Origin of the sequence: Gluconobacter sp. DsW_056 (assembly GCF_002153595.1) — a bacterium.
Taxonomy (GTDB): Bacteria; Pseudomonadota; Alphaproteobacteria; order Acetobacterales; family Acetobacteraceae; genus Gluconobacter; species Gluconobacter albidus.
Genome location: NZ_JOPF01000005.1, coordinates 1 through 13,346, shown reverse-complemented (window position 1 = coordinate 13,346; position 13,346 = coordinate 1). Strand labels below are relative to the sequence as shown.

Sequence of the window (13,346 nt, the reverse complement as noted above, 5' to 3'; positions counted from 1 at the left end):
CCTGCCGAACTTGGCAGTATCCTTCCCCACCGCCCGGCAGCATGAAAACCACGAGTGGCGTGCTTTTCCCATGCTCTGCCGACGAACAGGAAGTATGCCCTCATGAGCGTTGCGCCGCAGTCCAGGTCGTTTTTTCAGCAACTGCGCGAGATCAACGGCGATCGTGGATTTTTTGCCAATCTGGCCTGCCTTTTCTCGGTGATCTGCATGATGGGTCTGAGCAATCTTCTCAGCCAGTCGCTGCTGCACCAGAACATGAACTGGCTTCTCAAACCACTCATGGTCGTGATCGCGCTCTATTTCTTCGTGCCGTATTTCCTGCTGCGGCTGACAAAGCGCCCTTCCAGCGAAGGCTGACCCGCAGTTTTTTCGATAAAAAAAGGGGAGGTGGATCTGCTCCATCTCCCCTTTTTTATCGTTGCCCGTGACTGGTGGCGCTCAGTGCGGAGTGTGGTCCTTGCGAACCTTTGCGACCTGATCCGCGGTCACTGTATAGGTGCCGCTGCCGAAGGTCTTACTGACATAGTTCACAAGACTCGCGACTTCCGTATCATCCAGACGCTGCACATCTGAAGTGCTGCCGAAAGCTGGCATGCTGGCATGACCATCCGCCGTCTTGCGGTTCACACCCGTCAGGATTGTCATGATCAGATTGTCCGGACGGCCCGCACCGACCACGGAATTTTTGTAAAGCGACGGCGCATACTGATCGACGGTGCCCGCGCCGTTCTGCCCGTGACAGGCGGCACAGTTGGCATCAAACAGGTTTTCCGGGGCTTTCTGCGACAGGTTATCGATCCGCGTCAGGTTGCCCGAACGCAGGTCGGGGATGTCGTTCGCCTTGCCAAAACCGTCACGCGGCTCATGGTCGGAAGCATCGTCGATCGGTTTGATCTGACGGACGAACGCCGCCAGTGCATGCAGATCTGCATCCGTCAGATGGCTCGTGCTGTGTTCGACAGCTTCTCCCATCGGTCCGGCTGCCTGACTTCTGCCTTTGGCCCGGCCCGTGCGCAGATACTGGACGAGATCGTCTTCGCTCCAGTCTCCGATCCCGCCTGTTTTGCTGGGTGTGATATTTGGAGCGTACCAGCCGGACAGTGGGCTTCCCGCCAGATACTGGTCCGACTTTTCCATCAGCATGACGTTGCGCGGCGTGTGGCAGGTTCCGCAATGTTCGAGCGCAATGGCCAGATACCGACCGCGGCGCATTCTGTCATAACTCGCAGAATCGCCTGTTTCCTGCGTCTCGGTCCCCGCCAGCATGTTCCAGCCTGACAGCGTCAGGCGGATATTGCTCGGAAAGCTGAGTTGCGTGGCGGGCGGCGTCTGCGCGACAGGTTTCACCCCGTTCATGAACCACACATAGAGCGCGTGAACGTCCTGATCCGTCATGGCCGCGTAGGAAACATACGGCATTACGGGATACAGGTTCTGGCCATCACGGCGCTTGCCCCTGCGGAGGGCCTGCTCGAAATCATGCTCCGAGTATTTGCCGATCCCATGATCGGCGTCAGGCGTGATGTTCGTGGAAATAATGTCGCCCATGGGGGTGGCGATCTTCAGTCCACCCGCGAACGGCGTGCCACCCGGCTTGGTGTGGCAGGCGATGCAGTCTGCAGCCGTGGCAAGATAGGCGCCACGGTTCATGACATCCTGATCTACATCCGCCGCCCGCGCAGCAGGGGCAGACAGTCCACTCAGAACCGTTCCACCAACAAGAAAAGACCAGAAAACGGTTTTGAAATCAGGCATGGAGCAGTTCTTTTTTCAGCGTATCGGCAACACGAAGCGCAAGGGCTGCGACGGTGAGGGTGATGTTCCCGGTCCCGACCGTGGAGAACACAGACGAACTTGCGATGAACAGGTTCTCGTGGTCATGCGTCCGGCAATGGCCGTCCACCACGGAGTCCTTGGGGTCTACGCCCATGATGGTGCTGCCCGAAGGATGATCCTGCGGGAAATAGCCCGGCGTCCACTGTTCATCCGTGCCATGCATCAGGCCGATGAGGTCTTTGAACAGTCCGCGCGTATGCTCGCAACTGCGGACCGTGTACTCCGGCAGCTTGTAATAGACATCCGGATGCGGAATTCCGAGCGCGTCCTTGTGTGTCTTGCTGAGCGTCAGGCGGTTGTCCGGATCGGGCAGGGCCTCGTTATGGCTGAACAGACGGACCGTATGGGACGCCAGATAGCGGATCTGATCTTCCAGATCCTTGCCGACATAACCCTTTGAAATCGCAAGCTGCGTTGCGAAATCAACCTGGTTGTCATCAACCATGTGCACGAGATACGCGCCACGGTCACCGCGCCAGTCGCCATCGCGGAAATTGTCGATCACGTTGGTTTCAAGCGGGCCACGTCCCGGCCACAGGGCCTTGTCGCCGCTGATGAACGTCACTTGCACGCCCGTATGATCCATCATGTTCCGGCCGACATGGCCGGAGCTGTTGGCGACACCATCGGGGCTCTGCTCATCGGCTGAAAGCAGCAGCAGCTTGGCCGTCTCGATGCAGTGTGCGGCGACCACGAAGTACTTGCCCGTCACACGATGCGATCCCTTGTCTGGATCGTAGTAGTGAACGGCCGTCACCTTCTTGTTCGCGCTGTCACGCTCGATTTTATAGACTACAGCATTGGGCACGAACTTCGCCCCGGCGGCCTCGGCGTGATAGACGGAATAGCCGCCATTATACATCGCGCCGATCGGGCAGATCGGCATGCAGTTATTGTGCCCCTCGCAGGTCGGACGGCCGTCATAAGGCCGCGTATTGCGGGCCTGCGGCTCATGCACGACGCGATAGGGGGTCTTTTCGTTGATGAGCTTGCGGAATTGTTGCGCCGCATAGGAAATCGGCAGCGCTTCCATGGGGTAGGGCTGCTGGCGGGGAGAGCCCAGATCCTCGACCTTCGGGTCCGGGCCGCATACGCCCATCATGACTTCGGCCTGATAATAAAATGGCTCAAGATCGTCGTATTTCAGCGCCCAGTCACGGCCCTGCCCATAGCGGGTCTTAAGCTCGAAATCCGACGGAAGGTAGCGCCATGCACATCCGGCCCAGTGCCAGGTCGTGCCACCCATCATCCGCAGATAGACCTGTTGATAGGCTTCCGCGTTCGGGCCGCTCGTATGTAGATACTGGTTTGGCGTCATCTGGTTGGGCGGATGCACGGCCCAGGGCGTGGACGGGAAGGGGCCCTGATAGGACGGCTTGTTTTCCAGATTGCGGAAATTGTCCACGAAATGCTGACGGTCCACACGCGGGCCGGCTTCCAGCACGATGACGGAAATGCCAGCACGCGCCAGTTCGTTCGCAATGGAACTGCCAGCCACGCCGGACCCGACGATCACGACATCGGCGGAGAGATTCTGATCAGAAGACATAAGAGATGCTGTTCCCGCTCTCAGGTAGGTTCCACGTCGAACTTGGAGGGCGACAGCGCAGGCGCGCCGGTCGGCTTGTCGACTTCGGGAGGCTGCGTCGTCCAGTAGAATGGGCCGCCCGCGGCGTAGGTCTTGGGATAGATCGCGTCCTTGGTGACGTCGAACATCAGGGCCGAGCGATAGACCACGACCTTGCCGTCCGCGACACCGCGATACCAGCCGGTCATGATGTCATGAATGACGTCCTTGAATACCGGATCAGCCTGTTCGGCGGCTTTGGCGAAGGCGGAAGCGTTTTCGTAAGTCCCGCTCTCCAGAAGCGCTGCGAGCTTTGAAAGCTGGGCCTTGCGCTCCGGGCCGGACTGGAGAATGCGCTCGTATAATGCCTGACCGATCCGCGGATCGAGAGACGCCCGGTCTGTCAGACGTGCTGACACTGTCATGAAGCGCTCAAGTTCAGGATCAGTGCTGGTCGTGGGGTCTGCGGCCACGGCATTACCAACCGCCAGAACGCCCATACCCGCCATGCCTGTCATCAGCGTATCGCGGCGCGACATTCGCATCAGTCGGTTCAGGCGCATGGCATTGGGGGAGGACGCATGGAGGTTAACAAGAGGGCAGTGACGATCTTTCGTCATGTAGGATCACTCTTCTCATACACTCGAGACGGATGACATGACCGTGATCAGTGTCACCTTACAGAGGTCTGCAACCTACAGACGTCGCGTGATCATGCAACCGTGGAGCGCTGATTATCGGTAAATAATCCCATGAAAGATAAAGTTTCCGGACGATATGGCGAAAGGATAGAAAGCGAAAACGTCCGTTATCTTATTATGGTTCCCGAAAAATTTTGAAGATTTCGGTGGTACGTTATTGTCAGGAGTCTTCATGCCAGGGACATGAGTGTCAGAATCTTCCTGCGGCGGTCATTATTGTTATTGAGAATGCTTCTCAATCAATTTTTGTAGCGGAATTCCTCAATCTCTTCAGGCCCTGAAAAAGAAAAGGGGCGCAGAAATTCTCCTGCGCCCGGTCATAAACGCTCTCAGTTCAGCGATGAGTCAGGTGCCTACTCCCATGAAAACCAGCGCTGTCGTGATCAGTCCCACCAGAACGGCCAGAATGATGCTGCATTTCAGAGTGAAATGAAGCAGTTCACCTTCGCGTCCGACCAGCCCGACGGCCGCCGAAGCCACGGCGATGGATTGTGGAGAAATCATCTTTCCTACGGCGCCGCCCACCGTATTCGCTGCAACCAGAAGCTCTCCACTCACCCCGATCTGCCGTCCGGTTGCTGCCTGAAGTCCGCCGAACAGGGCGTTGGACGACGTATCGGAGCCTGTGAGGAACACCCCGAGCCAGCCCAGAAGCGGAGCAAAGAACGTGAAAGCGCCCTTGGTCATGGCGAGAACCAGAGCCAGCGTGGTGGAAAGGCCGGAGTAGTTTGCGAGAAATGCAAAAGCCAGCACCATACCGATGGCGTAAATCGGAATACGCAGTTCATGCAGGGTGTCGCGGAATGTCCTCAGGGCGTCTGCAGGGCGCATCTTCAGGAACAGAACAGTCACCACACCGGCCAGCAGAATGGCTGTCCCGACAGAGGATATGAAATCCAGCTTGAAGATTGCGGCGTAAGGGGCCGGGCTGGCAACGATCGGAGCCGTTTTCAGGACCAGATTGTGTAACCCCGGAAACTGGATGACGAGAACCGTCCAGTTCAGTGGGCCATCCGCCGTAAACAGCGCCTTGAAGGGCTTGATGCTCCAGACGGCGACGAAGGTCGTGAGGATGATGAACGGAGACCATGCCCGCAGGATCTGCGACGGCGTATAGGATGTAGTGTCGACCACGGCATCGGCGGCCGTATCGCCGGTGTCGAAACGAAAAACCCGGCTTGGCTTCCAGAACCGTAGAAAGACCGGGATGGCCACCATCGTCACCAGCGGTGCGATGATGTCAGGAAGTTCCGGTCCGATCAGCAGTGCCGTCAGAGATTGTGTGAGTGCGAAGACGACGCCGGTGAAGAGAATGACAGGCCACGTCTCACGAATGCCTCGGACCCCGTCCACAACCGCGACCAGCCAGAACGGAATGATGATGCCGATCAGAAGAAGCTGCATCACGACCAGGCGACCCACAGCATAAGGTTCTGCCCCGATCACTTGCGCGCCGACGATCACGGGAATACCCATGGCGCCGAATGCACCGGGTGCAGCGTTAGCGATCAGGCACAGGCCGGCGGCATAGATCGGCGGAAAACCAAGCCCGACGAGCAGCGCTGTCGTGATGGCTACAGGCGCGCCAAAGCCGGCCGCTCCTTCCAGAAAGGCCCCGAAAGCAAACGCGACCAGCAGGAGTTGAATGCGCTGGTCTTTTGAAACGGTGGAAATGGAATGGCGGATGATGTCGAACTGACCCGTCCGGACGGAAATCTTGTACAGAAAGACTGCGCCGATGATGATCCACGAAATCGGCCATAATCCATAAGCGAAGCCATACAGACAGGCGGCCAGGGCCGTGAAAACAGGCATGTCGTAAAACAGGACAGCGAGTGCGAAAGTAATACCTACAGTAATGGTGCAAGCAATATGACCCTTCATATGCATATAAAGAAGGGCGAAGAAGAAAAACAGGATTGGAATAAGGGCGACTGCTCCAGAAATCCAGATGTTGCCTATTGGATCGTAAACCTGTGCCCAGGGTGACATTCTGGAGCCTCCAAAATAAAAATTAAGTGATTTTAAGCGAATTGTGTCTTTGTCGTGCTTTCTTGGGTAAATGGTATTTTTTGAAAATAATAATGGCAATGATGATATTTTGTGCCTTATGGTAAACTTTATGACATACTGTTTTTAATAGTTGGATTATCAAGAATAAGGCTCCAATTCAATTTGAATGGCGTTTCATGTTTATCGGTAAAGTATCCTGATGGATGCAGGGAATTTTGGAGAAAATTGTCTCTCTACCGACGTGAACGAGAAACTATCTCGGGATGATATGAAATAAATCCAATGATTGGATGTCAATCATTCGAAATATTGAGTGGCGTAGTTTTTTATTGGAAGAAAATTTATTTCCCGAATCAAAAATTGTGAATGATATGAGGCCATTCCAGAGATTTTTTATTGCGGATCTCCTCTGTGTAATTCCTCAGGACCTGCACGTGTTGTAACAACGCCATGCCTTGTGGTGCTCTCGAAAGGGTGAGAGACAGGGGTAACGTCATTTCCAGAGATGGGTAGTCAGGTTTTTCATGCAGTTTCGTGTTCTCTGTGCGTCCCTGATCGGGGCCGGCATGCTTGCTTTTTCTTCCAGCGCATTTGCCTGGGGGCCGTATGGTCACGCCATCGTGGCAGATATCGCACAGGAGCGTTTGACGCCGCAGGCCCAGAAGGCCGCCACAGCCCTGCTGGCGCTTGAAAATCATCAGACCCTCGATCAGGTCGCCTCATGGCCTGATACGATCGGCCATGTTCCGAAGAAGAAGGGGGGCGCTCCCGAGACGCTGAAATGGCATTACGTCGATATCGATGTGTCTCATCCGGCTTATGATCAGGCCCGCGACTGTCCGGACCGTGCCTGTGTTGTTGAAAAACTTCCCGAAGAAATCAGTGTCCTTGCTGATACGCATGCATCGCCTCAGGACCGTCTGGTTGCGCTGAAATGGGTCGTTCACCTGATGGGGGACATCCACCAACCCCTGCATGCCGCCGAGCGGAACAAGGACATGGGTGGCAATGCGATTCACCTGACCTATTTCGGCAATAACGCGAATGGTCACATGAACCTGCATTCCCTATGGGATGAAGGGGTGATCGACCATGAAGCGAACCTGCATGTTGGTCCGTTCTACAGCATCGACCCCGCCCGCGCGAAGCAGGAAGCCGATCGCCTCGGAGCCTTGATTACGCCGGACGAGGCGCAATACTGGGTGCAGGATCTGGCGGCTGGCGACGTTCACGATGCCACTGTCAACTGGGCCGATGAGAGCCATTTACTGGCTCGCAGCGTGGCTTATGGCGCGCTTCCGGCAAACAAGGGCGCCGATGTTGGCAAAGCTTATACCGAACTGACCTGGCCGATCATGCAACTGCGTCTTGAACAGGCTGGCGTGCGTCTGGCTGCCGTTCTCAACACGGCTCTGGGTAACGACTGAGGTCGAGGCCAGAGCTGAAATCGGGGCTGAGACTGGCCTGAAGGCGCGGAACAACGAAGTCCAGAAACGCCCGGATGCGTTGCGGGGCCCGTTTTCCGCCCTGATAGAGGGCGTGGATTTCCTCCTCGTCCCGTGTGCCTGTATCTGCAAGAACTTCAACCAGGCGCCCCGCCATCAGATCCTTGCGGACATGATATTCCGCCAGCCGGGCCAGCCCGGCGCCACGGATTGCAGCGCGTCTGACGGTTTCGCCATTATTGGCCAAGAGCGGCCCCCGGACGATCCTGTCCACGATCCGTTCGCGATCCTGCAACGGCCAGACCGGAGCCGCGCGCCGGAAATTGAATCCCAGACACCGGTGACGCTCCAGGTCGCTCACGCTCTCAGGCCGACCGAACCGCTCCAGATAATCCGGCGCCCCGACGATCAGCCGGGGGACATTTCCCAGATGACGCGCCATCAGGCTGGAATCCTGAAGTTTCCCCACCCGGAATGCGATATCCGTCCGGCCCAGATACAGGTCTGCCATTTCGTCGGACAGGGATAGGTCCACCACGATGTCAGGATATGCCGTCCAGAATTCCGGCAGCAGCGGCTCCACCATTAACGCTCCGAACGGCACGGATGCATTGATCCGTATCGTACCTGTTAACTGGACGGTTTTTCTGGAGAGGAAACCTTCGATGTCGTCAAGTTCCGCAATCAAGGCCTGCGCCCGTTCGTAATAGGCCAGTCCTTCGGGTGTGATGGATAGTTTACGGGTCGAGCGTTCTACAAGTTGAACACCCAGACGACTTTCCACGCGCCCGATCAGTTTACTGACCGTGGAGGGCGTCATCATGGACAGGCGGGCGGCTTCGGAAAAACTGCCGCTCTCCACCACGCGTAGAAAGATTTTCATCTCGCCGAAACGGTTGTCCATTTTCTGCCTCATCTGTGAAACTGCTTCACAGATTTTGTGGAGATCGCGACGCTTATCAAGTGGGTTTCATAAGTCCATGATGCTCTAACGGACCCGGAATGGGACAACAATGGATATGCAATCATGACAAGAATTCTTCTTCTGAATGGCGGCAAGGCCTTTGCCCATTCCCACGGGCGGCTGAATGACACGCTTCAGGCCTGTGCTGCTGACATCCTCTCTAAAAGCGGGCACGAAATTTGCCAGACGAAAATTGATGACGGATATGACGTCGAGCAGGAGGTCGAACATTTCCTGTGGGCCGATCTGGTTATTTACCAATGCCCCGGCTGGTGGATGGGCGTGCCCTGGACCGTCAAGAAATACATGGACGAAGTCATGACGGCAGGTCATGGAAAGCTGTATGCCAATGACGGCCGCAGTCGCGCGCATCCGGAGCGCAAATATGGTTCCGGTGGCTTGGTACAGGGCAAGAATTACATGCTGTCGGTTACCTGGAATGCGCCCGAAGACGCCTTTACAGACCCCGATCAGTTCTTCGGGGGGCGCGGCGTAGACGGGGTTTATTTTCCCTTTCACAAGGCCCACGAATTTCTTGGTATGTCCGCGCTTCCGACGTTTCTGGCGACGGACGTGATGAAGGCGCCGAATGTGGACGCAACGCTCGCAGCCTATGCCCAGCATCTGAAAGATGTCATCGGGACTGCATCGTGAAAGGAGGGGCGGCCTGAGCCGCCCCCAGTTTTACAGGCTCAGCTGGAGTACGCGGCGGCTGACGTCCAGAGTGACTTCAGACTGTTCCCCCAGAGCAGTCATGCCGTGGGCTTCAAGCTGCGCGAGCAGTGGGTCGATGCCGTCTTTGCCGATCTCGTAAGCGGAGAGGCGGGTCGGAATCTCGAGGCTTTCGAAAAACTTCTCTGTCCTGACAATGGCGGCTTCGATCCGCTCGTCTTCCGTGCCGTCATGCAGGTTCCAGACGCGGGCTGCATATTGCAGGAGTTTGCCGCGTTTGGCTTCCTTCCGGACACGCAGCATGGACGGCAGCACGATGGCCAGCGTCCGAGCATGGTCGATATCGTAACGCGCCGTAAGTTCGTGTCCGATGCTGTGCGTGGACCAGTCCTGCGGCATGCCGACACCTATGATCCCGTTGAGCGCCAGTGTTGCGATCCACATGAAATTGGCGCGGAGCGTATAGTTTTCGGGTTCTGAAACGACTTTTGGCCCGATTTCGATTAGGCTGAGCAGAAGCCCTTCGGCAAAGCGGTCCTGAGCCAGACCGTCTGCCGGATAGGTAAGATACTGTTCCATGATGTGGACGAAAGAATCCACGACGCCATTTGCAATCTGCCGGACGGGTAGGGAATAGGTGCGGGTTGGGTCCAGAACCGAAAAGCGCGGGAAGACGTGTGGGCTGCCGAAAGCCAGCTTTTCGCGGGTGGCCTGACGGGTGATGACGCTGAAGCTGTTCATCTCCGAACCGGTTGCCGGCAGAGTAAGGACCGTTCCCAGTGGCATCGCGGCTTTGACGTTTGCACCATGCGTCGTGAGGATGCTCCACGGATCGCCTTCGAAATCCACGGCCGCGGCGACGAATTTGGTGCCGTCAATGACGGAGCCGCCGCCGACGGCCAGCAGGAAGTCCAGTTTCTCGTTCCGGATCAGTTCGACCGCCTTCATCAGCGTCTCGAAGGTCGGATTGGCTTCGATGCCTCCGAACTCCCGTGTGAAACGTCCATCAAGCGCCTCGCGCACGGCCGGGAGTGTTCCGTTGCGCTCCGCACTCGCTCCTCCGAACAGGATCAGGACGCGGGCAGTGGCCGGGACCTGTTCCGCCAGTTTCGGGATCGTATTCTCACCGAAAATGATGCGCGTGGGATTGTAGAATTCAAAATTCTGCATGGGTGCTGCCTTCAGAGCGGGTGTTTCTGATTGCGCCGTCATTAATGCAGCCTTTGTGGCCTGTGCAGGATGACGGCATGGCTGTGTCTGACCTGATCCTAACGGTTTTTTGGCGTTTCACCCAGACCGGAAAATATGTGCCTGTCAGGGGAGAGTGTTTCCGGGATCATCTTGACGTGCGGGTCGTAACGGTTTGTGAATGGGATAAGTGCTATGAAACCCAGACAGGAAGAACGATGGCTGCCTCTCTCCGCTCCGAAGTTACAACGCTTCTCGACAGCCTTGGCGTGTCGGCTGATCTCTACACGCGAGGTACTCTGGCGGTAACGTCGCCGCTGACGGGCGAGCGGATTGCGGAAGTTGCGGAAATCAGCGCGGAAGACGCGAAGGCGACGATCGGCCGTGCGGCAGAGGCGTTCAGGGTCTGGCGCACGGTGCCGGCGCCGCGTCGTGGTGAGCTTGTCCGCCTGCTGGGAGAGGAATTGCGGGCGAACAAGGAAGCCCTTGGTCGGCTCGTGACGCTGGAAGTGGGCAAGGTTCCGTCCGAAGGTCTGGGCGAAGTGCAGGAAATGATTGATATCTGCGATTTCGCGGTCGGTATGTCCCGCCAGCTGTACGGCCTGACGATCCCCTCCGAACGACCGGATCATCGCCTGACGGAACAGTGGCATCCTGTAGGGCCCGTCGGTATCATTTCGGCATTCAACTTCCCGGTTGCGGTCTGGTCGTGGAATGCGGCTCTGGCGCTGGTCTGCGGTGACAGCGTGATCTGGAAGCCTTCGGAAAAGACACCGCTGACCGCACTGGCAACCCAGGCTCTGTTCCTCAAGGCCGCAGCGCGCTTCGGCACTGATGCGCCAGTTGCGCTCAGCACATTGCTCGTCGGCGGACGTGATATTGGCGAACTGATGGTAGAAGACCGCCGTGTGCCGGTCATTTCCGCAACGGGTTCGACCCGTATGGGCCGTGACGTGGGCGAGCGCGTGGCACGTCGTTTCGGTCGTTCCATTTTGGAACTCGGCGGCAACAATGCGTCCATCGTCACGCCGTTTGCCGATCTGGATCTGACGCTGCGGGCTGTTGCGTTCGGCGCGATGGGAACTGCGGGTCAGCGTTGCACGACATTACGGCGTCTGTTCGTCCATTCCAGCGTTTACGACACGCTCGTGCCCAAGCTGGTGAATGTCTACAGGAGCATTTCGGTCGGTAATCCGATCGAGGGAGCGGCGCTTGTCGGACCCCTGATTGACGCGGCTTCCTTCATAATGATGCAGGACAGTCTCAAGGCTGCGGCAGATGCGGGCGGTACGGTTCATGGCGGAACCCGCGTCGATGTGAACGGGGAGGCGTCATTTTATGCGCGCCCGGCACTGGTTGAAATGCCGTCTCAAGTGGGGCCGGTTCTGGAAGAGACGTTCGCGCCAATCCTGTATGTCATGAAATATGACACACTCGAGGAGGCCATCGCGCTTCAGAATGACGTGGTACAGGGGCTGTCGTCTTCGATCTTTGCGACCGATATCCGGGAAGTGGAGCAGTTCCTGTCTGCGCGGGGATCGGATTGTGGCATTGCAAACGTGAATATGGGACCGTCCGGTGCGGAAATCGGCGGGGCGTTTGGTGGCGAAAAAGAGACGGGCGGTGGTCGTGAGTCCGGTTCGGATTCATGGAAGGCCTATATGCGGCGGCAGACCAATGCCATCAATTATGGGCGCACGCTGCCGCTGGCACAGGGTGTGACGTTTGACGTGGACGGCGGTTCGACAGAAGCCTGAGTTTCATTGTGGTCCGGCGGGGAGAGGAGGAGCCTGCTTTTCCTCGCTGGCGTGAGTGATGCTCAGCCGGTCATGGGTCGGCGACCAAGGGAGGGCCTTTTCCTCCATATGGCCGGGCGGAGGAACGTAGTCCTCCAGCCAGAGTTTACCGGCCATAGGGTTGATCAGGACGTTGAAATGCTTGAGGACGTCCATTCCCAGAATATTGAATTCCGCATCAGGGACGACATCCAGGGTGATGTCATGCAGCGTGTGTGAGCCGAGTTGCAGCGTGCTGAAATGATGCCTGTGCCCCAGCAGGACGTCGCCAGCGCCAACGCGGATTTCGTCATCCTGCGCGAGCATACGCCGTGAAATCCCCATCTTCCGCGCTACCCATTGCTGGATAATGGAGCGGTTGGCGCTCGTATTGATCTGCATGTCCACCTTGTGGCCATCCAGAAGAGCCGTCATCTGATTGAGTTGCGGAGACTCATCATCAATGGATATCAGAGGAATGGCTGGCCCCGGGTTTTTCAGAAGTGTTCCGATATCCGGGCAGTCCGCAGCGGTATCGTAAGTAAAAATTCCAATTTTCTGCGAATATCTGTCGATCAGCAGATGATATTGTCCCAGAATGTCCCATCCGAGGTCCATCATCAGAAGCAGACCATCCGGCGTTTTGGGTGGCCGCTCGTTGACCAGTAATGCCGTCATGTCCTTGAGTACGGAATGACCGATCTGGAGGCTTTCGATTGTGGTGGAATAGTTCCCGCCCGTTCCTGTGACTGACATGGTTCTGACAGGGTCGAGCCGGTAAAAATCAAAGCCTTTCGCATCCCAGACGCTGGTCCGTGTTGTGAATGTCGAGAAGAAAGAGCCGACATCATGACCATTGATCTGGGCATGAATGACGGGAGCGCCAGCCGGATTGAGGAAGGGAAGGACTTCGCTCATTGTGACACAGTCATGGATGGTCCGACCATACACATGAGGGCTAAGTGTGAGTGCAGCTATCGCGAGGGCAGAAAGATTGCGCAGTAAGGTCAGTCTGCCCATCACTGATCCTTGTTGACTGGTCAGGAAGTCCTGAACGGATACTGTCGTGTTTTGTAATAAAAACCAAATGGTTTATACGACCAACCCGCTCAAGATTACCTTGTAAAAGCTCTGACGAAAGCGTTTTGCTGATTGACTTCGACGGGGAGCCTTGTGTCGGTGAGG

Annotated in this window: 11 protein-coding genes; 4 read left to right on the top strand and 7 right to left on the bottom strand. The window is 56.8% G+C overall.

Annotated elements, in window-relative coordinates; genetic code table 11:
- Positions 1-102 precede the first annotated feature (102 nt).
- Entirely contained in the window at positions 103-357 is a 255-nt protein-coding gene (locus HK22_RS04605) for a hypothetical protein (RefSeq protein ID WP_062027483.1), read from the top strand.
- Between the two features lie 81 nt (positions 358-438).
- On the opposite strand, the gene HK22_RS04600 is transcribed toward HK22_RS04605, so the two are convergent.
- The 4 genes from HK22_RS04600 to HK22_RS04585 all read right to left on the bottom strand — a co-directional run bounded on the left by HK22_RS04600 (position 439) and on the right by HK22_RS04585 (position 6,096).
- On the bottom strand, positions 439-1,755 hold the full coding sequence (locus tag HK22_RS04600; RefSeq protein WP_062027485.1) for a cytochrome c: 1,317 nt from the start codon (positions 1,753-1,755) through the stop codon (positions 439-441).
- Entirely contained in the window at positions 1,748-3,385 is a 1,638-nt protein-coding gene (locus HK22_RS04595; protein ID WP_086648505.1) for a GMC family oxidoreductase, read from the bottom strand. The genes HK22_RS04600 and HK22_RS04595 overlap by 8 nt, the downstream gene beginning before the upstream one ends.
- 20 nt (positions 3,386-3,405) lie before the next feature.
- Positions 3,406-4,023 (bottom strand): sorbitol dehydrogenase family protein, encoded by a 618-nt coding sequence (locus tag HK22_RS04590; protein ID WP_062027489.1) that lies wholly within the window; start codon positions 4,021-4,023, stop codon positions 3,406-3,408.
- 426 nt (positions 4,024-4,449) lie between these two features.
- Positions 4,450-6,096, bottom strand: a complete 1,647-nt coding sequence (locus tag HK22_RS04585) for a lactate permease LctP family transporter (protein WP_086648504.1) — start codon at positions 6,094-6,096, stop codon at positions 4,450-4,452.
- Between the two features lie 545 nt (positions 6,097-6,641).
- Between HK22_RS04585 and HK22_RS04580 the strand changes: the two genes are divergently transcribed.
- Complete coding sequence (locus HK22_RS04580; protein WP_198945480.1) at positions 6,642-7,544, top strand: S1/P1 nuclease; 903 nt, start codon at positions 6,642-6,644, stop codon at positions 7,542-7,544.
- Here HK22_RS04580 and HK22_RS04575 read toward each other — a convergent pair.
- Entirely contained in the window at positions 7,519-8,466 is a 948-nt protein-coding gene (locus HK22_RS04575) for a LysR family transcriptional regulator (RefSeq protein WP_086648503.1), read from the bottom strand. The genes HK22_RS04580 and HK22_RS04575 overlap by 26 nt on opposite strands.
- Before the next feature lie 123 nt (positions 8,467-8,589).
- Between HK22_RS04575 and HK22_RS04570 the strand changes: the two genes are divergently transcribed.
- A complete protein-coding gene (locus HK22_RS04570) occupies positions 8,590-9,180 on the top strand; it encodes an NAD(P)H-dependent oxidoreductase (RefSeq protein WP_086648502.1) in 591 nt (196 codons plus the stop codon).
- 30 nt (positions 9,181-9,210) lie between these two features.
- On the opposite strand, the gene HK22_RS04565 is transcribed toward HK22_RS04570, so the two are convergent.
- A complete protein-coding gene (locus HK22_RS04565) occupies positions 9,211-10,368 on the bottom strand; it encodes an iron-containing alcohol dehydrogenase (RefSeq protein WP_086648501.1) in 1,158 nt (385 codons plus the stop codon).
- Positions 10,369-10,604: 236 nt separating this feature from the next.
- Between HK22_RS04565 and HK22_RS04560 the strand changes: the two genes are divergently transcribed.
- Positions 10,605-12,143, top strand: a complete 1,539-nt coding sequence (locus tag HK22_RS04560; RefSeq protein ID WP_086648555.1) for an aldehyde dehydrogenase family protein — start codon at positions 10,605-10,607, stop codon at positions 12,141-12,143.
- Between the two features lie 3 nt (positions 12,144-12,146).
- Here HK22_RS04560 and HK22_RS04555 read toward each other — a convergent pair whose 3' ends face one another.
- Positions 12,147-13,079, bottom strand: a complete 933-nt coding sequence (locus tag HK22_RS04555; protein WP_158093538.1) for a retroviral-like aspartic protease family protein — start codon at positions 13,077-13,079, stop codon at positions 12,147-12,149.
- Between the last annotated feature and the right edge of the window lie 267 nt (positions 13,080-13,346).